Source organism: Pseudoalteromonas sp. P1-13-1a (assembly GCF_001401875.1).
Classification (GTDB): domain Bacteria; phylum Pseudomonadota; class Gammaproteobacteria; order Enterobacterales; family Alteromonadaceae; genus Pseudoalteromonas.
The window spans coordinates 234,860-257,102 of record NZ_LKDV01000002.1; the positions used below are offsets into that span (position 1 = coordinate 234,860).

19 protein-coding genes and 1 tRNA gene are annotated in these 22,243 nt (G+C 40.1%); 4 read left to right on the forward strand and 16 right to left on the reverse strand.

Annotated elements, in window-relative coordinates; all coding sequences use genetic code 11:
- Positions 1 to 29: 29 nt before the first annotated feature.
- From clpB to rluD, 3 genes are all read right to left on the reverse strand, one after another.
- A complete protein-coding gene (gene clpB, locus AN391_RS03155) occupies positions 30 to 2,606 on the reverse strand; it encodes an ATP-dependent chaperone ClpB (protein WP_055014042.1) in 2,577 nt (858 codons plus the stop codon).
- A 96-nt stretch (positions 2,607 to 2,702) separates the two neighbouring features.
- Positions 2,703 to 3,434, reverse strand: a complete 732-nt coding sequence (pgeF, locus tag AN391_RS03160; RefSeq protein WP_055014043.1) for a peptidoglycan editing factor PgeF — start codon at positions 3,432 to 3,434, stop codon at positions 2,703 to 2,705.
- Complete coding sequence (gene rluD, locus AN391_RS03165; RefSeq protein ID WP_055014044.1) at positions 3,434 to 4,411, reverse strand: 23S rRNA pseudouridine(1911/1915/1917) synthase RluD; 978 nt, start codon at positions 4,409 to 4,411, stop codon at positions 3,434 to 3,436. Before rluD ends, pgeF begins: the two co-directional genes overlap by 1 nt.
- Positions 4,412 to 4,552: 141 nt before the next feature.
- On the opposite strand from rluD, the gene AN391_RS03170 reads away from it, so the two are divergent.
- On the forward strand, positions 4,553 to 5,317 hold the full coding sequence (locus AN391_RS03170; protein ID WP_055014045.1) for an outer membrane protein assembly factor BamD: 765 nt from the start codon (positions 4,553 to 4,555) through the stop codon (positions 5,315 to 5,317).
- Positions 5,318 to 5,584: 267 nt separating this feature from the next.
- On the opposite strand, the gene AN391_RS03175 is transcribed toward AN391_RS03170, so the two are convergent.
- Positions 5,585 to 7,807, reverse strand: coding sequence for a TonB-dependent receptor (locus tag AN391_RS03175; RefSeq protein WP_055014046.1), 2,223 nt, complete (start codon positions 7,805 to 7,807; stop codon positions 5,585 to 5,587).
- Between the two features lie 412 nt (positions 7,808 to 8,219).
- Here AN391_RS03175 and AN391_RS03180 point away from each other — a divergent pair, with 412 nt between their 5' ends.
- Positions 8,220 to 8,810 carry a LuxR C-terminal-related transcriptional regulator gene (locus tag AN391_RS03180; protein ID WP_055014047.1) on the forward strand — a complete coding sequence of 197 codons (591 nt, stop codon included), beginning with the start codon at positions 8,220 to 8,222 and terminating at the stop codon, positions 8,808 to 8,810.
- Here AN391_RS03180 and AN391_RS03185 read toward each other — a convergent pair.
- From AN391_RS03185 to AN391_RS03210, 6 genes are read right to left on the reverse strand one after another with little or no spacing between them, the layout of a single operon-like run.
- On the reverse strand, positions 8,800 to 9,645 hold the full coding sequence (locus AN391_RS03185; RefSeq protein ID WP_055014048.1) for a hypothetical protein: 846 nt from the start codon (positions 9,643 to 9,645) through the stop codon (positions 8,800 to 8,802). The genes AN391_RS03180 and AN391_RS03185 overlap by 11 nt on opposite strands.
- A complete protein-coding gene (locus AN391_RS03190) occupies positions 9,635 to 12,046 on the reverse strand; it encodes a fimbria/pilus outer membrane usher protein (RefSeq protein WP_055014049.1) in 2,412 nt (803 codons plus the stop codon). Before AN391_RS03190 ends, AN391_RS03185 begins: the two co-directional genes overlap by 11 nt.
- Positions 12,043 to 12,771 carry a hypothetical protein gene (locus tag AN391_RS03195; protein WP_235575937.1) on the reverse strand — a complete coding sequence of 243 codons (729 nt, stop codon included), beginning with the start codon at positions 12,769 to 12,771 and terminating at the stop codon, positions 12,043 to 12,045. Before AN391_RS03195 ends, AN391_RS03190 begins: the two co-directional genes overlap by 4 nt.
- A complete protein-coding gene (locus tag AN391_RS03200; RefSeq protein WP_055014050.1) occupies positions 12,771 to 13,469 on the reverse strand; it encodes a molecular chaperone in 699 nt (232 codons plus the stop codon). The genes AN391_RS03195 and AN391_RS03200 overlap by 1 nt, the downstream gene beginning before the upstream one ends.
- Before the next feature lie 54 nt (positions 13,470 to 13,523).
- On the reverse strand, positions 13,524 to 14,000 hold the full coding sequence (locus tag AN391_RS03205; RefSeq protein ID WP_055014051.1) for a hypothetical protein: 477 nt from the start codon (positions 13,998 to 14,000) through the stop codon (positions 13,524 to 13,526).
- 55 nt (positions 14,001 to 14,055) lie between these two features.
- Entirely contained in the window at positions 14,056 to 14,529 is a 474-nt protein-coding gene (locus tag AN391_RS03210; protein ID WP_235575936.1) for a hypothetical protein, read from the reverse strand.
- A 511-nt stretch (positions 14,530 to 15,040) separates the two neighbouring features.
- On the opposite strand from AN391_RS03210, the gene AN391_RS03215 reads away from it, so the two are divergent.
- Positions 15,041 to 16,189, forward strand: coding sequence for a porin (locus AN391_RS03215; RefSeq protein WP_055014052.1), 1,149 nt, complete (start codon positions 15,041 to 15,043; stop codon positions 16,187 to 16,189).
- Between the two features lie 12 nt (positions 16,190 to 16,201).
- Positions 16,202 to 16,609 (forward strand): hypothetical protein, encoded by a 408-nt coding sequence (locus AN391_RS03220; RefSeq protein ID WP_055014053.1) that lies wholly within the window; start codon positions 16,202 to 16,204, stop codon positions 16,607 to 16,609.
- A gap of 226 nt (positions 16,610 to 16,835) precedes the next feature.
- Here AN391_RS03220 and AN391_RS03225 read toward each other — a convergent pair whose 3' ends face one another.
- The 6 genes from AN391_RS03225 to folP all read right to left on the reverse strand — a co-directional run bounded on the left by AN391_RS03225 (position 16,836) and on the right by folP (position 22,201).
- A complete protein-coding gene (locus AN391_RS03225) occupies positions 16,836 to 18,461 on the reverse strand; it encodes a methyl-accepting chemotaxis protein (protein ID WP_055014054.1) in 1,626 nt (541 codons plus the stop codon).
- Between the two features lie 209 nt (positions 18,462 to 18,670).
- A tRNA-Leu gene (locus tag AN391_RS03230) sits at positions 18,671 to 18,755 on the reverse strand.
- A gap of 81 nt (positions 18,756 to 18,836) precedes the next feature.
- The gene (gene secG, locus AN391_RS03235; RefSeq protein ID WP_004587340.1) at positions 18,837 to 19,184 is read right to left on the reverse strand and encodes a preprotein translocase subunit SecG; all 348 of its coding nucleotides are present in this window, start codon (positions 19,182 to 19,184) and stop codon (positions 18,837 to 18,839) included.
- Position 19,185: 1 nt separating this feature from the next.
- Positions 19,186 to 19,935: a triose-phosphate isomerase gene (gene tpiA / locus AN391_RS03240; RefSeq protein WP_055014055.1), complete on the reverse strand. Its 750-nt coding sequence runs from the start codon at positions 19,933 to 19,935 to the stop codon at positions 19,186 to 19,188.
- Between the two features lie 80 nt (positions 19,936 to 20,015).
- The gene (gene glmM / locus AN391_RS03245; RefSeq protein ID WP_055014056.1) at positions 20,016 to 21,356 is read right to left on the reverse strand and encodes a phosphoglucosamine mutase; all 1,341 of its coding nucleotides are present in this window, start codon (positions 21,354 to 21,356) and stop codon (positions 20,016 to 20,018) included.
- Positions 21,356 to 22,201 carry a dihydropteroate synthase gene (folP, locus tag AN391_RS03250; protein WP_055014057.1) on the reverse strand — a complete coding sequence of 282 codons (846 nt, stop codon included), beginning with the start codon at positions 22,199 to 22,201 and terminating at the stop codon, positions 21,356 to 21,358. Before folP ends, glmM begins: the two co-directional genes overlap by 1 nt.
- Positions 22,202 to 22,243 lie beyond the last annotated feature (42 nt).

A 22,243-nucleotide genomic window follows, 5' to 3' on the forward strand; every position in this document is an offset into this window, starting at 1 on the left:
CCTGCTTGGCGGCTTATTGTGCGCCTATATTAGCGTTTTGAAAAAATCAGGCCTTGCTCGTTTGCATCTATCACAACAATATCGCCAGGGTTATAATCGCCCCCTAATAGTTGCTGCGCCAGTGGGTTTTCGATTGTTTGCTGAATAGCTCGTTTTAATGGCCGAGCACCGTAAACAGGGTCGAACCCGCTGGAGGCAATTTTTTCAAGCGCCGCATCACTGATCTCTAATAAGTAGCCCATTTCTGTTAAACGCTCACGCAATTTAACAAGCTGAATATCGGCAATTTCTTTAATATGCTCATTGGCAAGCGGATGAAATACGACGGTTTCATCAATACGGTTTATAAATTCTGGCCTAAATTCGTTAACGAGCACATTCATAACCTTGCTCTTAAGCTTTGCGTAGTCGTTTGTGCCCGCTTGCTCTTGAATAATGTCTGAGCCTAAATTTGAGGTCATAATAATAACCGTATTTTTAAAATCAACCGTGCGTCCTTGCCCATCAGTAAGGCGGCCATCATCGAGTACTTGCAATAAAATATTAAATACATCGGGATGCGCTTTTTCTATTTCGTCAAGCAAAATGACAGAGTAAGGCTTACGGCGAACGGCTTCGGTTAAATAGCCGCCTTCTTCGTAACCAACATAACCGGGAGGTGCGCCCACTAAACGTGCTACAGCGTGTTTTTCCATAAACTCAGACATATCGATACGCACCATGGCATCTTCTGTATCAAACATAAAACCTGCAAGCGCTTTAGTAAGCTCTGTTTTACCCACCCCAGTTGGCCCTAAGAATAAAAACGAACCTATGGGCCGATTAGGATCGGCCAGCCCTGCACGAGAGCGGCGTATCGCATTTGCTACTGCAACAACTGCCTCATCCTGCCCTATCACTTTGCTGTGTAGTTGCTCTTCCATTTTTAACAGCTTTTCTCGCTCACCTTGCAACATGCGCGATACTGGGATCCCAGTCCAACGAGAGAGTATTTCTGCAATTTCGTCTTCGCCTACTTGGTTTTTTAGTAAGCTCATTTCTTGCATTTCAGCTTGCGAGGCTAAATCAAGTTTTCGCTCAAGCTCTGGTATTCTTCCGTATTGCAGCTCCGACATGCGCTGTAAATCGCTTGCTCGGCGGGCAACCTCTAAATCAAGGCGCGCTTGTTCAAGCTCAGCTTTAATTACTTGCGTGCCTTGTAACGAAGCTTTTTCTGCATTCCATACTTCATCAAGCTCTCGATATTGCGCTTCTAAATCGGTAATAAGCTGCTGCATTTCGCTGCGCCGCTTTTGGCTTGCATCGTCTTTTTCTTTGGCTAAAGCGTTATCTTCAAGTTTTAATTGAATAATACGGCGCTCAAGCTTATCTAAAGACTCAGGCTTTGAATCTATTTGCAGACGAATTGACGAGCCAGCCTCATCAATTAAATCAATGGCTTTGTCGGGTAACTGTCGGTCGCTAATATAGCGATGCGATAAATGCGCAGCAGCAACAATGGCCGGGTCGGTAATATCCACCGAATGATGTAACTCATAGCGCTCTTTTAAGCCGCGTAAAATGGCAATCGTATCTTCAACTGAGGGCTCTTCAACCAATACTTTTTGAAAACGACGCTCAAGTGCAGCATCTTTTTCTATGTATTGACGGTACTCATCAAGCGTAGTGGCGCCCACACAGTGTAGCTCGCCTCGAGCCAGCGCTGGCTTTAACATGTTGCCAGCGTCCATAGCGCCGTCGGTTTTACCGGCGCCCACCATGGTATGAATTTCATCAATAAACAAAATCACTTGGCCTTCTTCTTTGGCCAGTTCGTTGAGCACCGATTTTAAACGCTCTTCAAATTCACCGCGGTATTTAGCACCCGCCACCAGCGCGCCTAAATCTAACGATAAAACACGCTTACTTTTTAGGCCCTCTGGCACTTCCCCATTTATAATGCGCTGGGCTAACCCCTCTGCAATGGCGGTTTTACCTACTCCAGGCTCACCAATAAGCACGGGGTTATTTTTGGTACGGCGCTGCAAAACTTGAATAGTGCGGCGAATTTCGTCATCGCGCCCAATAACGGGGTCGAGCTTACCTTGCTCTGCGCGCTCGGTTAAATCAATGGTGTATTTTTCAAGTGCTTGTCGGGTTTCTTCGGCGTTAGGGTCATCGACCTTTTGGCCACCGCGAATTGCTTTTATGGCGCTTTCTATTTTAGTTGCGGTAATATTAAGCGCTCTAAAAATATCACCTAAAGGGCCTTTGTCGTCACAGGCCGCTAATACAAATAATTCGCTCGAAATATACTTATCTTTGCGCTTTTGCGCGTACTTATCACATAAGTTAATAAGCGAAGCCATGTTATTAGAAAGCTGTACGTCGCCCCCTACTCCTTCAACTTTAAACAGCTTTTCTATTTCTTGAGAAAGCTTGGTGTTGAGCTCATCCGCACTCACGCCTGCTTGAGCAAGCAAAGCACGCACACTAGAGCCATTTTGCTGTAAAAGCGCATACATTAAATGTACAGGTTCAATAAATTGATGATCGCGCCCTAATGCTAGCGACTGAGCATCTGAAAGCGCAGATTGAAATTTACTTGTGAATCTATCTAGACGCATGAGGGTTTACCTATTTAATAAACTAATTGCTTAATAAATGGGTATGTTAATAGAATTGTTCAAGGTGTTAAGATGAATATTGTGGGGAAATAGTGTTTATTTGCGCCAGATCAAACTTGCCATGCGCCCTGTTTTGCCCTCTCGCCGATAAGAGAAAAACAGTGACCGCTGAGAAACAGTACAATAATCGCCTCCACTAATATTTATAACGCCTAATTGCTCAAGTTCAATGCGAGCGATTAAGTAAATGTCGCACAAATATTTTTTATTGCTTTGCAATTTAAACGCCTCTTTAAACAGCGGGGATTTTGCAATAAACCGCGAAGCGACCTCGTCGCCAACTTCAAATCGCTCAGCACCAATAGCAGGCCCAAGCCACGCATATATTTGCATACTAGGCGCGCTAAAACAGGCAAGCGTATTTTTTATGATCCCTTTTTCGAGACCACGCCAACCACCATGCACTGCTGCAACTTCGCGGCCATCATGGCTTGCAAGCAAAATAGGTAGGCAATCTGCACTCATAATAGCAAGAGGCTGATTTTTAACTTGGGTATACAACGCATCAGCAGTGTGTAATGTTTGAAAGTCAAAATCTGCATCAACACAGAGCACATCAGCACTGTGCACTTGATTAAGCCAAAGTGCCGGTTTTGGAAGGGATTGCTCTACCAAAGCACGGTTTTTTAGCACGTGCTCTGGAGTATCATCAACATGTAAGCCTAGATTTAAGCTGTTAAAAGGCGGCTTTGACACGCCGCCTTCTCGGGTGGTACTGCACGTACCTACCGAGGTTAAATTAGGCCATGGTGCTGACAAAAAAGTCATTAATACTCTATGTCAGGGTTAGCTTTTGTATCTTCTCTAAGCGCCTGAGTCATTGCCACCATGTCATCTGGAATAGGCGCTTGCCAGGTCATCATTTCTCCCGTAATAGGGTGCGCAATACTTAATTTTACTGCATGTAAAGCTTGGCGATTAAATGTACGTAACATTTCAAATAGCTCTGGCGTAGCACCTTTAGGTGGACGAGGACGGCCGCCGTAGGCTCTATCACCAATTAACGGGTGGTTTATATACGCCATATGAACACGAATTTGGTGTGTACGCCCGGTTTCTAGGCGGAGGCGTAAACGTGTATGAGCACGGAATTTTTCAGCAACACGATAATGTGTAATGGCAGGCTTACCCATTTCGTGAACTGCCATGTGTGTACGCTGCGTAGGATGGCGGCCAATCGGCTTTTCAACCATGCCACCTGCTGTCATAGTGCCATTACATAGAGCTTCGTATTCACGCGTAAAGTTTTCACGTTTTTGCAGTGCTTTAACTAGATGTGTTTGCGCCTGAATAGTTTTAGCCACCACCATTAAGCCTGTGGTGTCTTTATCTAGACGGTGCACAATACCAGCACGCGGTACGTTAATAATATCCGGAAAATGATGTAACAATGCATTTAACACTGTGCCATCTGGGTTACCTGCACCAGGGTGAACGACTAGGCCCATGGGTTTGTTGATAACCAAAATATCGTCATCTTCATAAACAATGTTTAATTTGATATCTTGTGCTTCGTATTCGCGTGGTGCTTCAATGCTGGTTTCAACATTTACAACTTCACCTCCGAGTAGTTTTTCTCGCGGCGTGTTATAGATTTCACCGTCAACGGTGATTTTATCATCCAATATCCATGTTTTTATACGTGAACGTGAATAATCAGGGAACAATTGCGCTAATACTTGGTCTAGACGTTTACCACCTAACTCGGTAGGAACCTCGGCTTGAAGTGAAATTTGTTCTGACATTAGTAACTTTACCCAATTTACCAGTGCAAGCTGTGCCTGACTGGGTTAGAATCGCTTTTAATAAAAGCATAATATAATACGCATAGTTTACTCGGTTTTACCGCCGTGGCCTAGCCGAAGACATCGAAGGTAACAAATAAAATGATAAATAAAATAGGGAAACGTGCATTCGCCATTGTTTTTTCAGCTTCTGTACTTACTTTAGGGGCCTGTTCTTCTGCGCCTGACCAAGAAGATATCCAACGCGTTCCTAACAAATCTGCACACGCTTTGTATGAAGATGCAAAACAAACGCTTGATTCTGGTTTATACGCCCGAGCAATTGAGTTATTAACCGCTCTTGATTCACGCTACCCATTTGGGCCTTTCTCAAAGCAAGTACAAATGGATTTAGTGTATGCCCATTACCAATCAGGTAATACAGAACAAGCATTAGCGACTATCGACCGCTTTATTCGTTTAAACCCAAATCACAAAGATTTAGATTACATGTACTACATGCGTGGTTTGGTTAATATTAAAGCTGATAAAAATGCCTTCCAAGAGTATTTTGGCATAGACAGAGCTGACCGCGATGCCAACCGTACCCGTGTTGCATTTACCGATTTATCAACGCTTGTAAAACGCTTTCCAAAAAGTGATTACGCACCAGAGGCTAAACGCCGCTTAGTGTGGCTATTAAACCGCATGGCGCGCTACGAGCTAAAAGTAGCAAACTACTATTACGAACGTGAAGCTTACCTAGCGGCCGCTAATCGTGGTAAGTACGTTGTTGAGCATTACTCGCAAAGCAGCTATTTAGATCCAGCCCTTGAGATGATGGAAAAAAGCTACGAAAAGCTTGGCTTGAAAGATTTAAGTGAGCACGCAAGACTAACGCGTGAATACAATAAGTCGAATAAATAAGTTTGATAGCGGTTTTTAATCAAACCTAAATTGTTTAAAGCCCTCACTGAGGGCTTTTTTATTACCTAAAAACAAGGTTACCTGATGCTAATAGTGCTTTATATTACTTAGTGGTTACTTCGCACCACACAGGGTATATCAATAGCACAGCACTACACGCTTGTTACAAAGAGGTTCAGCATGTGGCCCCAAGCTTGACTTTTTACTGGCGCAAAAGAAAAAAAAGGTAAGCCTAAGCTTACCTTTTGTTTAACTCATTGTAGGTTATTAAAGTTCAAAGTCTTTTTTGAATTTTAAACCAAACTCGCTACGGTCATTACTGCGCATTACACCAACAAAACCTGACTGCTGCAAACGACCTACATCGTAAACCTCATTTAATACGTTTTCACCGTATAAGGTTACTTCCATATCGCCATACGGGTTAGTGTAAGAAATATTAAAACCAACTAACTCACGTGAATCGATAGTTTCACTTTCATTGTAAACTGACTGGCCTTGCATTTCGCTTCTGTAAGAATAGTTAGCATTAAATGCAACGGTTGCACCGCTATCTAAATCCATAAAGTAAGAAGGGGCTACCATTACAGTCCAACGTGGCGTTAATGCTGGCGAATCACCTTTACCAATACCTTGTACGCCTGCATCTACTTCTGTAATTTCAGAATCTAAGTAACCGACAGAGCTGCGAATTGTAAAATCGTCTGTAATGGCAACAGTGGTTTCAAGCTCAATACCTTGCGCTTTAGACTCACCGGCATTTTCAACAATCGTTACAAAACCACCGCCTGCAGTAGGGTCTGAAAATGGTAAAGCAAGGTCAGTATAATCTGTTACAAATACAGCCAACATCATAGACACATTTTCGTGTACTTGGCCTTTTAAGCCCATTTCGTAGTTAATCGCTTTGGTTTCATCAAACGATACAAACTGATCTGGGCCACCAAAAGGACGCGGAGGGAAGCCACCGGTTTGGTATCCTTTTTGAATTTGACCATATACATTCATATTATTGCTGATTTGATACGATGCGTTTACATCCCACGTTACAGCGTCAAACTCTGCACTTACGTATTTACGTTCAGCAAATGTAGGGAAAATCGCATCGGCATCTTTCTCATCTTTTGAATAACGAAGTCCACCGCCAATACTTAAATCATCTGTTAAATCATAACTTGTATTAAAGTATACAGCGTATGAGTTTGTTTCTTGGTTAATTTCAAATTCGCCATAACCACCAAATGACGGTGTAACACCATCGTTTAATAAACTATTTGGTGTATTAAATGGGCTAAATACAAATGGACCTGAACGTGTAAAGCCATCCTCATTAAAGAAATAAAGGCCTGATACAAAGTCCATATTGTCATAGGTAGCATTTAGTTGAATTTCAAACGAGTATTGGTCTGCACCACCCTCTTCTGGGAACTCAGATAAATTAAGTGGTGACGCATCATCATCAAGTCCACCTTCGTATTCAGAAGTACGGTAACTTGAAATAAATTTAGCCGTGTACGTATCATCAATTGCCCAATCAGCGGTAAATGACGTCCCCCACCCTGAGTAAGAGGTAGATTCAATACCAGCAACTGTAGTGCCTAAATCATCTGGGTCAGAAGGAATTAGATCCTGTGTTAATAGTGGGAAGTCACCATTAAATACATCGTTTGCATCAAGCGGCTCAGTTAACTCAATAGTGTAAGGTGATTGACCTGATTCGTTATCAACACCGTCAAGTGAAAAAGTTAACGCTAAATCACTAGTGGCCTGCCATTTAAGGGCTACGCGACCACTAAACTCTTCTTCTTCACCAATTTCTTTTTCTGGGTTAGCTAAATTAACTGCTTCACCCACACCGTCGCGTGTTTTGTAAGATGCACTTGCAGACATGCTCACGTCATCAGTCAACGAGTTATTAAAGTAAACATCGCCCGCAATACGTCCGCGGCTACCAATTTTAGCCGAGGTTGTAACAATCCCTTCGTCACCGGGCTGCTTAGTAATTACATTTACTGCGCCACCTAATGTATTACGACCATATAATGTACCTTGTGGACCACGAAGAACTTCAACACGCTCTACATTTGGTAACGATAAGTTTGACCCCATTTGACGGCCTAAGTAAACACCATCTAAATAAACACCGACACCCGGATCGGTTGTAATTATGTGATCTTGCAGACCAATACCTCGAATAAACACAGAGGCATGCGCCGCATTACCTACACCGTAGCGAGTAATATTTAAGTTTGGAACGTATTTACCAATATCTTCTAGGTTACTCATATTGGCTTTATCAATTAAGTTTGCACCAATAGATGTGATAGCGGTTGGAGATTCAAACAAGCTCTCTGTACGTTTACGAGCTGTAACTTCGATTTTTTCAAACGCGTCTTGTTTTGCTGTTGTTTTAACTTCTTCAGCATTTACAGAGGTAGTGAGTGCAGCAACAATTGCTAGGCTTAACTGTGAGAGTTTGCGTAGTTTCAAAATATTCTCCAAAGGATACCGTATAATTTAATTATGCGAACTTATTGGCTAAGGCAATAAGTTTTGGGCATAAAAAAAGACGCTTAATAGCATCTTTCCTCTGGAAGGGCATTATATTACATATTTGTGAAGAAATGTATAAAACTTTTCATTTAGTAAACATAAAAGTACTAATTAATTATAACTTTTGCTTTTTATTGGATAACTTACGTGAAAAAACTCCCTCTATAAAATGTAGTCGCTGCTATTTTTTATATTAACTATGCTACCTCTGCTGTTCACATACAAAGCCTTCATTATTCCATAAAATACACCAATCTACGCTAGGTATAGCTTATCGGACTATGCACTATGATTGATATTAACCAAAAATAGCAATATAGTATTAATAATGCATCTACGGACAGAAATTATGGATATTAAAAATACTCCAATACGCAATATAAAGTGCTTTAATAGTCCAGACTATACTTCACTTTTCTGTGTAGCAGCTAACTACAACATTCTATTAGTTAATTACCAAGCACTTAACGTAATAACAACCTACGAACTTATCAATCAGTTTATGCAAGATAACGGCTACACAAGCTTAGTTATATTTGATGTACCCAAAAATAGTGACGTATTAGCCTTAAAAGAATGGCCTAATTTAAAAGGGCTTTTTTACGAGAATTCTGATGACTCACTTTTGCAGCAAGGACTTGAAGCGATTGAGCAAGGCAAACTTTGGTTTCCACGTGATGTCACTGACAGCTGGATGAGACAAATGTTAGCTTCTGAACAACAAACCACCTTGCAATCTAGTAATCTCACTTGTAAGGAAATTAAAGTATTAAATTTGCTTTTCTCTGGTTTACACTCTAGCGCCATTGCAGATAGTCTATTCATTAGTGAAGCCACTGTAAGAGTGCATTTACATAAAATTTATCAAAAAATATCTGTAAAAAATAAGCAACAAGCATTACTTTGGTGTCAAAAAAACCTAAGCAAAGTCAATAGTTAAGCGGGCTTATTTGAAAGCGTATTACATCTGAATACTCACCAGCAGCTTGACGTGTAAAGTCCTCCAACTGAATACTAAGCGGTATAAAAAACTCCGTCTGCCCAGAGTAAGAGAAGTTTAAACTTGCAGGCTTTGCTAAGTTAATTTCTTCTGCGCCTAACTGCAATGTATAGTTAATACCGTATTTAGTACTATAAATAGCATGTATTAAACGACTTTTATTTTCTGAAGCTACATTAAGTTGGACATCAGTGTTGGTTACTATTTGTAGACTGGGTAACATTGAATAGGTTTGTGCAGGCTTTAACTCCCCCAAATAAACTGTGTTAGAAAAAGTGTTATAGCCTAATAAAGATAAACTAGTGCGTGGTTGGATGTTCGTTTCAATTTCAATCTCTTTCTCATCCATAATTTGTTTACTTTCGTCATAGAGAATCAACTGAAGCCTATCATTGTAGTTCCCCGCTTTCACGGGGGTCCCTGCAGGTATTACCAAGCTAATATCAACTACGTTATTGCTTAATTTCACATGACTAATTGTCCTGCTTAATAACTGGTTTTCTAATAGAATTTGATAATCGATAACTTGAGAGTTACTTTTGAAGTAGCCTTGATTTTGAGAAAAAATACCAAAATACAAGGTACAACCCGCTGTATTTACTGTACTTATACGAATTACTTTCTCAGCATCGACTCGTGATCTTATGTTGTAAAAAGACAAGTCATCAAACAAATATTCAACTTCACCAATACTTGCATCACACTGAGCATTAACTCTACAAGCTAAAGATAGTGTAAATATACTTATTGCTAAATACACAATTTTAATGAACATAAATAACCCCTTTTCTTTGAAGTTGTTCTGCATCACGAACGTCTATAAAAAATTTAGTATTGTCTTTATTTTGCAAGGTTACTTCATAGCGGCAAGGAGCAAGACCTGTTATAGCAAAGCGGCCTCGCTTATTTGTGAAAAAGGTATATTCTTTACCAGATGCATCACTTGAACAAGTGGCCTTTCCAACCATTAAAGCTAAGGGAACCTCGTCCTTGCTTCGAAGAGTTGCAATAACAGAAATATTTGCTGCAGTGCCAATTATTGCTTTGTGCCCAGTTTTATACTGCGGGTAAAAACTGAGCATGCCAGAGCCTATGTCATAGCCAGGAGCTAAATCATCAATATCAACAGGAATGTTTATGCTGTCATATGAGCTCAAGTCATTGAGCAATATAGTTTTAAAGTCGCTGTTATCGGCTCTATACTCGTCCTCAACTCGGCCTAATGTAATTACTTTATTTTCTAAGCTTTTATGGGCGTTAACGAGTGCAAAACTATCGTATATAGGTTTTCCGAATGCCCACGTATCGTCTGCAAAAGCGACGCTCGATGCTACACTTAAACGACTTTGATGATAAGCAGAACGGGCATTTAAATCTTTGTAAAAACTTGCATGCTCTAGGTTAGCAGCAAAACGATTTGCGTTATATTGCATGTTTAGATCAAAGATAGTTTTATTTAAATCATTATTTTCGAGCCCTGCTCGTAAGTTCAACGCACCAACAAACCGTTGGTTACTATCTTGAGTAAACTCTAGTCTTGTTTTGTCACGTTTGGAGCGATGAGATAATTTAATCCTGTGCTGATTATTGAATTTATAGGTCAATGACAAGCTGAGCCCCCACTGCTTTTCACCTCTTAAGTCATCCCATTGCGCGCCAGCTGTATACCTCCACTGACTGTTAGCTAAGTCTCCTGAAATATTTAAACCCATAGATTGATCAAATTGTTCACCCTCATGATCACGAGAGATGTTTGCAAAGAAAGATGCTAATGTCCTACTGTTAACATAGTAGCTATAACTCGCTTGCGCATAATGCTCTGTGTAACGGTTATTGAACGCTTCCTGGGTCCTAAACCCCAAAGCTGTAAAGTATTTTGAAGTGTATTCATAACCAAACGTAAACTCACTTCCTAGGTTGCTCATATTATAGCTACTATAAACTGTACGATAGGCATAACCTTGGTGTTTAGCGAAGCTAAGTGCCCCCTCAAAAGCCAGCTGACCCACCTTAGCAGCATAAATTTGTTTAGTGCCTATTTGCTGAGCGTATTTATCTCCTTGGACTGTAAAGCCTGCAGTCCAACTTGGAGTGAGACCATAATCTAGGTAAGCACTAAGGAAGGGGGCATTTTCCTCATATTTGAGCCTATCGCCAGCTTGCGCAGGTACACCTAAGTGAATTTCATATTCAAGCTGTCCTTTAGCAAATAAATCTAAACCAGTTGCAACATCAAAGTTTACATAGCGAACAACGCCTGCTATATCAGTAATTTTTAGAGAAATATTATTACTACCTTCGCTTATAGGTATATCATCTAAAGAATAAATGCCCGCAACTAAATTAAGACGCTGAATAATACGGCCATCTACATATACCTCCACACTTGAAGGACTTTGCAGGGTAAAGCTTTGTGAAGCAGTCGGTCTTATAGGCCTATCTGATAATAGAGAAAAGTCATGTGCGAGTGAAAAGCCCAATAAACGAGAGGAATTTTGAAAATAGCCACCTGAACTAAAGTTATCTCCAATAGAAAGGCGCATACCTAAGTTTGGTAAATCATGAATTAACCGAGTGCCCCGGCGTTTAAAAATTGAAGAGGAAGGCTGAGATATTTTGTTATATTCAAGCTCATTTTCTACCACCCAGCCTTGCCAACTAGCCACGATTTCGGAGCGTAACGCGTATTGCTCTTGAATTTGCTGCTGTTCTTGATCATCTTGATGAACATAGCTTGCATAAGCGTTGACAAACCCACTGGCTTTTGCTGGTTCAATAGCCTTTAATTTTTTTCTACGTTTTTGCGCACTTAATTTTTGAGGACGAGTTAACTCTACTGGAACAATAATATCCAAGCTAAAATCACTCATATCAAATACAACACTAAAACCCAATTCTTTTAGTGAAGTTACCGCTAATGAACTACCTTTTAACACCTTGAACAGTTCCTCCTCTTTTTCTTCAAGTAATACTTGGCGAAAATGAGGCTCTAACTCATTCCACTTTAAAAAAAGTGCATCATCTTTATCGACTTTAAGTAAAACCTGACCGATTGGACTTTTATTCAGTTGAGCAGACACATTAAGCTCAATTGTCCTGTTAGAAGGATTAATTTTTGAAAACACAGTAAGTGGAAAAAAGAACATAGCGAATAAAAACGCAGCTGTAATTTTCATTGCACTAAATCTAAACTTAAATGCTCCACCTTGCCTCTTTCAATATTTTCTGGGAGCTTAATTTTTATGGTTTGTGTAGCATACGGCGCAAAAAAAACATCGTATCCATTTTCTAATAAAGCTTGCTTTTCAAACGTAGTCACAACTGATTTATTAGTAGTCACTTTAACTTCGTAATCCCTGAGACGAGTTGCGCCCCTTCCTTCATTTTTTACTTGAGTTAAAAGCTCCCCACTTTCAATTGTTGATGTGAGTATTTTTAATTTTGGTAAATACTCATCCATGTGCACGTGAACAACTAAATTTACATTCATTAATATTTTAAGTTGCGAGGTATCACTATCGATATTAGAAGCCAAAGGCTGCTCAACTAAACTTACTTGATAGCTTTTATCATATTTCGGAAAACTCTCGGCAATCCACCTAAATTGAATTTTCTGGCCTTGCCCCTCTTGTAAAAATAAAGAGGGAGGAAAGACCCATAACGGGGAGTCTTCCAGCTTTTTTAAAGATGGGTTGGGTGTGGAAAAATCAATTTCGTGTACTTCAATATCAAATGCAATTTCTCTGGGTAATTGATTATAAACCAGACTAGATGGTATTTTTGAAGGCTCCTGCGGGGATAGTGTAACCACCATAGGTGTTACTTCAAGTGCATCAACCGAAATAGTAATACTCCAAATTAATATTACTAAACATCGACTGAGCCACTGAATACTAGACATTAGAATACAACCTCTAGCTGACTATCATCAGCTTGAAATTCTTTAGGTATCGATATTGCAATATTACTTTTTGAATTGGGTAGTAGAATTTTCCCTGAAAGAGCTTTGCTTAGCTCCATACCTTCTAAAGTTAATACTTTACCTTTAGATTTAATATTCCATTGACCTTTAGAAAGACGTAAGTATTTATTCCCTCGATTCTCTAACGACACACTCCATTGATTTTCTGCTAATTGTTTTTTTTCTTTAACTATAAGGTTAGCTTTAGCATTTTCAGGCACAACATTAAATAGGGTTCTAAAACTAAGTGACATACCAACCCCAGACTGCGCATTATCATTTAGATCTACCGACACTTGTTCTACGGTAATTCTGTACGACTTGGAATGTTTAATAATAGGCTCCCCGATATATCTAACGATAATCGATTGACTATTTCCAGGTGGGATGATTGTTGTCATAGGAATAATTAAAAAATCGTCTTCATTTTCCTCTAAAGACTCGACTCCTGTATCACTTATACTCATATTATATGCAGAAACATCGATAGTTAACGGTTTATCTGACGGGTTAATAATGCGAAGCGTCTGCTGTGATTGACTACCCTGAGAGCTAAGATCAGCTACCATTGGCCTCACTTGAAAGGCGTTAGCCGAAAAAGAAAACAAACAGAATATTAATATAAGTAAAGCATGCATAGAATTCCCTCCTAAATAAAGGCAGTGGTTATTCACTGCCTTTTTAATTTAACTTTAGTTTGCTGTCACTGTTAGCATTAATGTATCTGCATACGTACCAGCATATACAGGTGCTTGAGTAACTTCTAAATCAATCATCCCTGCTACGCCTGTAGTTGCTAAAGTATTACTTCCGCCACTGCTTTGAAATGCACTTTGATCATTCGTTCCATTCTCGGCTGACAAAGTAAAGTCATATGGGCCTGCTGTTAAATGAGCAGTGTATCCTACACCTCTGTCTTCATGATCAGCGTTTTGAAGGTGCCCTTCAGAAGTAGTTAACGTAAGTGTTGCACCATCTACATCATTACATTTCAAATCAAAGTTAACTGTTTTTGTATTGCCTAGAGCAAGTGCTGGAAAGTAATGAGTTGTTGCGATATTGCTTACTTCACATATAGACTCAACTGCACCACCTACGTTTAAGTTTTCTGCTAATGCTGAACCTGAAGATAGTGCCGCGATTGCTGATATTACGATTAGTTTATTCATTGTTATATTCCTTATCCATGTGACATATAGTTTGTTATGTTTAATAAATGTGCGCTTAAAGCACCCCACCTGATACTACTGATGGTGTCATTTCTATGCGGATCACATCCTGGTAACTTCCTGCATAGATTAAGGGGTCATCTAGAGTTAACTGAATCTGAGCAACACTATCAAAAATAATTTCATTAATATCAAAACTGTAGGTCGATTTGATTGCCTGTGCCGATACAGACACAACATTTTTGGCACCTTCCAGTGACCAGTTAATATTATATGAACTTATTTTATTGCTTTGCTCATGACTTAATCCGCCATTGAGAGATTGCATTGATATTCGCATTGGCGAATTACAGTTAATTACTAATGTTGTATTAGCAATGCCATTAGAAGAAAACGCTAGGTTATTACTTTGTGGAGTAAATTCACACACTGGAGCGATATAGCCCAGCAATGTAATACTTACCTCATCGTTACTATATGCATTGGATGCAAAGCAACATAATACTAACCATGTTAGCCTCTTCATCATTGCCACTTCCTTTGAACTACCTTGCTGATACAGGGGTAATGTTAAGCTAAAATTCAGGTTTAGGAAGTTGTTATTTGATTACAAAACAAGAAGGTGAACTAAATAAATAATGTGAATATATAGCGCCTATTATAAACATTTGAGTGGCTATGAACCTTTAGAGGTAATCATATTGTGACTATCTTTCTCTTTAAGTCCGCTGTAGCGCTATGTTTAGTGTTTATAAACTATTAAAATATAAAACAAATCAAGCATAAACAGCAAAATAAACAGTAATTACTATTTCCTAAATCATTAGCTAAACAAACTCAATAAATTTAAAAGTTTTTTAACTTTAATAAAATCAATAACTTCGTTCTAGTAAAAACCCATGAGTTAACAATTGTAAACTCGAAATAAACTAAATTCTCAGTTCTTTTTTAACTAACTAGCTAAAATTATTAGATAAATACTAAATTCACTTCTATAATCCCCCTGAAATCAACATCTAAATAACAAATAGGAAATACATATGAAAAAGCTATCTGTAGCAGTAGCAATATGTGCCGCACTTGCAACAAGCGCTGCAAGCGCTGAAGTTCGTATAAATGGTTTTGCATCTATAGTAGGTGGTAAAACCCTAGACAGTGATCAGACTTTATACGGATATGATGATGACATCTCTTTTAAAAACGAGAGCAAGTTCGCCTTACAACTCTCTGCTGATCTTCAAGAAAAACTGACTGCGACAGCGCAAATTATTGCGCGTGGAGAAGATGACTTTGACGCAACATTTGAATGGGCATATGTTACCTATGAATACAGCGATGAACTGCAATTAAGCGCGGGTAAAATGCGTGTTCCTTTTTACAAATACTCAGACTTTTTAGACGTTGGCTATGCTTATCGTTGGGTTCGTCCACCGCGTTCTGTATACGGTATTCCATTTTCTACTTATGAAGGACTTAGCGTAGTATATAACAGCCAATTAGGTGACTGGGATTCTACATTACAAGGGTTTTATGGCGCTTTTGATGGCGATATAGATGTATTTGGAAATGAGCTACCTGCAGAATTGAATAACTTAGGTGGTATTAACTGGAGCGTTTCTTACGACTGGTTTAGCGCAAGAGCTGCATACATTGTGGCCGACACTAGCATTTCTATAGATAACAGTGATTCAAGTAACTTAAGTGCCCTAAATGGTATTATTGATGTACTTAATGCAAGCGGTTTAACCAGCACAGCGAACGACCTTATCACTGACGAAGATGAAACAACTTTTTTCGGGATTGGTTTCTCTGTTGACTATGATAACTTTTTATTTGATGCCGAATATACTCAGTTTGAAGTCGAGGGAAGTATTTTGGCTGAGCAATCACAATACTATGCCTCAGCTGGCTACCGTATAGATAATGTTATTGTTCATGTAACTTATGAAAAAAATGATGATGAACATGATTCATCACGCTTTAATACACTCGAATCAATTCCGTTATTAAATACAAACGTAAACCTCGCCCTTGATAGCATGCGAGCAGAGAGTAACGTATACACCATTGGCGCGCGCTATGACTTCCACCCTTCAGCTGCATTTAAAATTGATTTTAGTCGATTTGACGATGACGTAACGAACCTTGAAACTGATGTAGTAGCTGTTGGCGTTGACTTAGTATTCTAATTGGAGCGAAATATGAAAAAATTAATCCTAGCAAGTGTACTATCGCTATGTACGTTTAGCGCCTCAGCTGAAGTAGCGGTGATAGTAAACCCAGGCAATGCAAGTGCACTTGATGCCGATACAATTAAAAAGATTTACCTAGGAAAAGCAAAATCATTTGCTAACGGTAATAAAGTTAGCCCTGTTACTCAAAATGGTACCGCTGTGGCTGATGAATTCAATTCTAAAGTAGTTGGTAAATCAAGCAGCCAATTAAATGCCTATTGGTCAAAACTTGTTTTTACAGGTAAAGGTACACCACCAGAAAAATTTGATTCTGACCAGGCTGTTATTGATTTTGTTGCTAGTAATGGCGACTCAATTGGTTACATAGATAGCAGCAAGGCAACAGATAAAGTTAAGGTAGTTGCTACGTTTTAAGTGCGGTCGCTAGATATAAAAAAACCACCGATTAGGTGGTTTTTTTATATCTAAATATTATGGCTATATACTAATATACTTAAACAAATGAGCAGTTATGTGGCGGACAAGTGTGTAGATAGCGAGGCAAAAAAAACGTTATTTAGTTGCTCTAAATAACGTTTTTTGAATGCAACTAGCGCTTGGCTTAGCCTCTAAAATGATTAAGTATTATTACAGATTAATATTACTCAATTTTAAACTTCGCAGTCGCATCTAATAGGTTATCTGAAAGGTAGTGCAGGTTTTTCGCTACATCCCTTACCGCCGCGAGTGAGTCCATTGTATCTTCAAACGATTCATGCATATTCGTCACATTTTCTACAACCATCGCAGCAACGGATGTTTGCTCCTCTGTAGCAGCGGCAATTTGTGAATTCATACCATTTATTTCTAGCATTTGCTCTGCAATTTTTTCTATCGACACACCAGTTTTCTCTGCGGCTGTTGCATTATCTGTGGCCATATCTCGCGCAGATGTCATCGCCGTTACCGACTCATTTGCAGCCTCAGTCAATGTGCTCAGTAACTCACGAATTTCATTTGTAGAGTGGGCAGTACGTGATGCAAGCTCTCTTACTTCATCTGCAACCACAGCAAAACCGCGACCATGCTCACCCGCACGGGCCGCTTCTATAGCAGCATTTAGAGCTAATAAATTAGTTTGCTCAGCAATAGATGTAATTACATTAAGGATTTGAGACACATTTTTTGTATCATCCGCTAGCTTATTAATTGTCGAAGCTGCTTGATTTATTTCATCACTCAACGTTCGTGAGGCGCTGACTGACATTTGAACTTGAGTTCTGCTTTGCTCTACCTCTTTTTCTGCGGTTTGCGCTGCATTTGATGCACTTGCCGCTGATTGAGAAATATCACCCACACTTTGCTTCATTTCTTCCATAGACTGTTTAACCACCTCAGCCTCAGTTGTTTGCTTTGTGGTTGCGCGCTCAGCCTGCTCCATACCTTGCACTAAGCGAGTTGAGTTTTCCATTAGTGGCTCACATACCGCAATTACCTCAAGGACTGTTTTTTTCAGCAGAGCGATAAATGAGTTAAAGTTAATCGATACTTGACCAATTTCATCCTCTGAATTTACGCTCAGATTAGTGCTCAGTGACCCTTTACCATTCGCCAGTAAACTCAGGTTATTAGCCGCATCACTCGCAGAAGCAGCAATACGTTTAGCAATCCAAATAGCCATAAATAGCAGTAAAATTAACGAAACAATAGATACCACTAACATAAGTGTAAGGGCGTGATCAGAACGTTCTTTTGTACTTGCAACTAGCTCAAAGAAACGAGCGTCTGCTTTAGCTTGCGCGGTTTTAAACTTTTCAAGTACATCATTATAAAGGGCTGTTTTTTTCTGCGCTTGTTGTTGGATTTTACTAAAATCGGCTGTCCCATTAACCATACCATTCGCAATGCTGGATGATATTTTTTCGTAATTGGCTAATTGTACTTTTGTATCGCTATGAATATACGACGCGTTTATTTGCTCAACCGCATTTATGTTGTTACTTAGTGCATTGTATGTATCTGCTGCTTTTTCTACTAACTCCTGCTCACCAAAAGTAACAGCTTGCGTATAAAGCTCATCGAGCTTTTCTAAAAGGCTTACATTTGCCGATGTTAATTTAACAACCTGATACGAAGACTTTTCCATTTCATCAAGTGCGATTCTATTATCATTCATTGCAAAGTAATTAATCAAAACGATCGCTAAAAATGCTAGAACCGCAATGCTGGTAATAGCATGAATTTTTTTACTTATGCTGAGGTTTTGAAAAGAGAAGCCTGAAGCCATTGTGTATACCTTATTTTGTTGTCTATATCTATTATCGGCTTATTACCTATAAGTGTTAACTAAATTTGTAATATTTCTAGTTTTTTTTACAAATACAGCGAGTATTCAACAACTGGTAAGCTCAAAAAGGGCAAGGTGGTTAATAAGCAAGCAAAGTGAAATTTTTCCATAAAAAAACCAGTAGCATTACTGCTACTGGTTTTATAATTTGGTGCGGATGGGGGGACTTGAACCCCCACGCCCGAAAGCACTACCCCCTCAAGGTAGCGTGTCTACCAATTCCACCACATCCGCATTTTCAAGCTTTCGCTTAGGTGTTAAACTTATTGACTTATTTGAGGAGTATAAGTCGCTTAACGTTAGCTTTACGCTAAATTAGTTTGGTACGTCAGAGCTCTGCTGTTGAGTAACAGGTACATCTTCTTCTGCTGGCGCTACAGTTTCTACTGCAGGTGCCGCTTCAAGGTTTTCCCACTCATCGGTCTTTTTGATTTGACCGGCAGTTAAGTTACCTAACACAATACTTAAAACAAAAAACACTGTTGCTAAGCTTGTTGTTGTTTTGGTCATAAAGTTACCTGCACCTGATGAGCCAAAAACTGTGCCCGAAGCACCGGCGCCAAATGAAGAACCCATGTCCGCGCCTTTACCTTGCTGGATTAAAACCATACCAACTAAAGCTAAAGCAACAACTAAATAAACTACTAATAAAATTTCGTACATCTTATACGGTCCCTTTTGCACTGTTACAGATTGCAGTGAACGAATCTGCTTTAAGACTAGCACCGCCAATAAGGCCGCCGTCTATATCTGGTTGTGCAAATAATAATTCGCTATTTTTTTCGTTAACGCTACCACCATATAAGATGGTAAGCCCTTGTGCTAAATCGCTGTCTAAAGAAGCAATTTTACCACGGATAAATTTATGAACAGCTTGTGCCTGTTCTGGCGATGCAGTCTTACCTGTGCCTATGGCCCAAACGGGCTCGTATGCTATCACAGAATCTTTCAGTGCTGCTACACCTAATTTCTCAATTACCGCATCAATTTGTGCAGCAACTACGTGTTCGGTTTGACCGTTTTCTTGCTCGCTCTCGCTTTCCCCAATACACAAGATTGGTGTTAGTCCTACTTGCTGTGCACGGGCAAATTTTGCGGCTACGGTTGCGTTACTCTCTTTGTAGATACTGCGTCGCTCTGAGTGGCCTACGAGTACGTACTTAGCTCCTAAATCTTTAATAAGCTGAGCATCCACTTCACCGGTAAAGGCGCCTGGGGTATTTTCGCTTAGCGTTTGAGCCCCCGTGGTTACACCGCTTTCAACTAGTGCTGGTACTAATGGGAATGGAGGAAATAAAACAATGTCTATCTCATTTGATTTAACACTGTTAATGGCATCAGACAGTTGAGTAACAAGTTCTAAAGAGCCATTCATTTTCCAGTTGCCTGCGACCATTGCCTTACGTATTGCCATTTTCCACTCCAGATTAGAAAGCGGGCGAGATATTAACTTTTCTCGCCCTAAGTTACAAGAGGTTATTGTTATCAACCAGTTTATTTGCTCATAGATTCGACAACTGCTGCAATTTTTTGCGCACTGTCTATGACTATTTTTTCTTGTTCGGCTTCAACCATAACACGTACTACCGGTTCAGTGCCTGATTTACGAAGTAAAACACGGCCTTTGTCGCCTAAAGCTTGCTCTACTTGCGCAACCGTATTTTGTACTTCTGGTGCTTGTGTGGGATCTGTGCCAGGTGTGTAGCGTACATTAATCATTTTCATTGGGTACTTTGTGAAACCTGCCCCTAAATCTTGTAATGTACGATTTTGAGCCACCATTGCAGCCAATACCTGAAGGCTCGAAATGATACCATCGCCTGTGGTGATTAAATCAAGATTTAATACATGCCCTGAGCTTTCACCACCAATTTTCCAGCCTTTTTGCTGCAGCATTTCCATAACATAACGGTCGCCAACTTTACTGCGTGCAAATTCAATGCCTTTTGCTTTTAATGCATTTTCAAGCCCCATGTTCGACATAACCGTGCCAACAACACCACCACCTAGCATGTGATCTTCAGCCGCTTGGCAGGCGATAATGTAAACTAAATCATCACCGTCAAATACACGACCGTTATGATCAACCATCATTACGCGGTCGCCGTCACCATCGTAAGCAATACCTACATCGGCTTTGTGCTCTAGCACTTTGCGCTTTAACGTATCAACGTGTGTAGCACCACATTCATGGTTTATATTCACCCCATTAGGCTCGCAAGCATGAGTAATCACTTCAGCGCCTAGCTCACGCATCACCGACGGTGCAATATGGTAGGTTGCGCCATTGGCACAATCTAGTACAACTTTTATACCTTCAAGTGATAAACCTTGAGGGAATTGGCTTTTACAAAACTCAATATAGCGCCCATCAGCACTTACTAAGCGCGAGGCTTTACCAAGCTTATCGGAGGCAACACATGTCATTGGTTCATCAAGCATCGCTTCAATTTGTAGCTCAACGTCGTCGTCCAGTTTTAAGCCTTGGCCATTAAAAAACTTAATTCCGTTGTCGTAATAAGGGTTATGCGATGCACTAATTACGATACCCGCTTCGGCCCTAAACGTCTGCGCTAGATAGGCAACTGCAGGCGTCGGCATTGGCCCAAGCAATACAACATCTATTCCTGCGGCGATTAAACCAGCTTCAAGCGCGGTTTCTAACATGTAACCTGAAATACGGGTATCTTTACCTATAATTACTTTTTTTGTTCCACTAAGTGACAAAACTCGGCCAGCGGCCCAGCCTAATTTCATTGCAAACTCAGGGTTAATTGGCGCTGTGCCCACTAAACCACGTACCCCATCGGTACCAAAATATTTTCTTTCGCTCATTATAAAGCTCCTTTTTCGCATGCCTGGAGGACACCAAGCACATCTGCCGTTTCTTTTACATCGTGTACACGAATAATTTTTGCGCCATTTTGCGCGGCAATTAGCGCACCGGCTAAGCTGCCCGCTAATCGCTCATCTGTTTTTCTGTTTAGCAAATTACCTATCATCGACTTGCGTGAAAGACCCGCTAAAAGTGGTAGTTCAAACTTATTAAATGCATTAAATTTAGCCAGTATTTCAAAATTATGCTCAAGGGTTTTACCAAAGCCAAAACCCGGGTCGAGGATAAGTTGCTCTACCTTAATACCCGCTGTTTCGCATGCCTTTATACGCTGCTCAAAAAAATGGTTAATTTGTGCTAATAAGTCAGTATAAGTGGGCGAATTTTGCATTGTGCGGGGCTGCCCTTGCATGTGCATCAAGCACACTGCAACATCAGGGTAATTAGCGAGTGTACTTAGTGCACCTGGTTCTTGCAATGCACGCACATCGTTAACTATATCTGCACCTGCTAAAATGCCCTGCTCCATAACCTGCGCTTTACTGGTATCTACCGATATAACACAGTCACTTTTAGCTCTAATGGCTTTTATTGCAGGAATCACACGATTAAGTTCATCGTCTAAACTAACATCTGGTGCGCCTGGGCGTGTAGATTCACCGCCAATATCAATAATAGTTGCACCCTCATCTAACAACTGCATTGCCTGCCTTACCGCGTGCGCTGTATCTAAAAACTTTCCGCCATCAGAAAATGAATCCGGAGTCACATTTAAAATACCCATCACACATGGTTTTTCTAAATTTAATTTACGCCCGCGGGGAAGGTTTATTGTGTTAGTCATCGCCAACCTTTAAGTTATTTGATACAAAAAAGCCCCGAAGTA

Excerpts from the sequence above, each read along its gene's own strand:
- folP (WP_055014057.1), bottom strand. The coding sequence starts at position 22,201 with ATGACTAACACAATAAACCTTCCCCGCGGGCGTAAATTAAATTTAGAA.
- AN391_RS03220 (WP_055014053.1), top strand. The coding sequence starts at position 16,202 with ATGAAAAAATTAATCCTAGCAAGTGTACTATCGCTATGTACGTTTAGC.
- AN391_RS03170 (WP_055014045.1), top strand. The coding sequence starts at position 4,553 with ATGATAAATAAAATAGGGAAACGTGCATTCGCCATTGTTTTTTCAGCT.
- AN391_RS03225 (WP_055014054.1), bottom strand. The coding sequence starts at position 18,461 with ATGGCTTCAGGCTTCTCTTTTCAAAACCTCAGCATAAGTAAAAAAATT.
- clpB (WP_055014042.1), bottom strand. The coding sequence starts at position 2,606 with ATGCGTCTAGATAGATTCACAAGTAAATTTCAATCTGCGCTTTCAGAT.
- glmM (WP_055014056.1), bottom strand. The coding sequence starts at position 21,356 with ATGAGCGAAAGAAAATATTTTGGTACCGATGGGGTACGTGGTTTAGTG.
- AN391_RS03190 (WP_055014049.1), bottom strand. The coding sequence starts at position 12,046 with ATGAAAATTACAGCTGCGTTTTTATTCGCTATGTTCTTTTTTCCACTT.
- AN391_RS03185 (WP_055014048.1), bottom strand. The coding sequence starts at position 9,645 with ATGTTCATTAAAATTGTGTATTTAGCAATAAGTATATTTACACTATCT.
- secG (WP_004587340.1), bottom strand. The coding sequence starts at position 19,184 with ATGTACGAAATTTTATTAGTAGTTTATTTAGTTGTTGCTTTAGCTTTA.
- tpiA (WP_055014055.1), bottom strand. The coding sequence starts at position 19,935 with ATGGCAATACGTAAGGCAATGGTCGCAGGCAACTGGAAAATGAATGGC.
- AN391_RS03210 (WP_235575936.1), bottom strand. The coding sequence starts at position 14,529 with ATGATGAAGAGGCTAACATGGTTAGTATTATGTTGCTTTGCATCCAAT.
- rluD (WP_055014044.1), bottom strand. The coding sequence starts at position 4,411 with ATGTCAGAACAAATTTCACTTCAAGCCGAGGTTCCTACCGAGTTAGGT.
- AN391_RS03205 (WP_055014051.1), bottom strand. The coding sequence starts at position 14,000 with ATGAATAAACTAATCGTAATATCAGCAATCGCGGCACTATCTTCAGGT.
- AN391_RS03180 (WP_055014047.1), top strand. The coding sequence starts at position 8,220 with ATGGATATTAAAAATACTCCAATACGCAATATAAAGTGCTTTAATAGT.
- pgeF (WP_055014043.1), bottom strand. The coding sequence starts at position 3,434 with ATGACTTTTTTGTCAGCACCATGGCCTAATTTAACCTCGGTAGGTACG.
- AN391_RS03215 (WP_055014052.1), top strand. The coding sequence starts at position 15,041 with ATGAAAAAGCTATCTGTAGCAGTAGCAATATGTGCCGCACTTGCAACA.
- AN391_RS03195 (WP_235575937.1), bottom strand. The coding sequence starts at position 12,771 with ATGTCTAGTATTCAGTGGCTCAGTCGATGTTTAGTAATATTAATTTGG.
- AN391_RS03200 (WP_055014050.1), bottom strand. The coding sequence starts at position 13,469 with ATGCATGCTTTACTTATATTAATATTCTGTTTGTTTTCTTTTTCGGCT.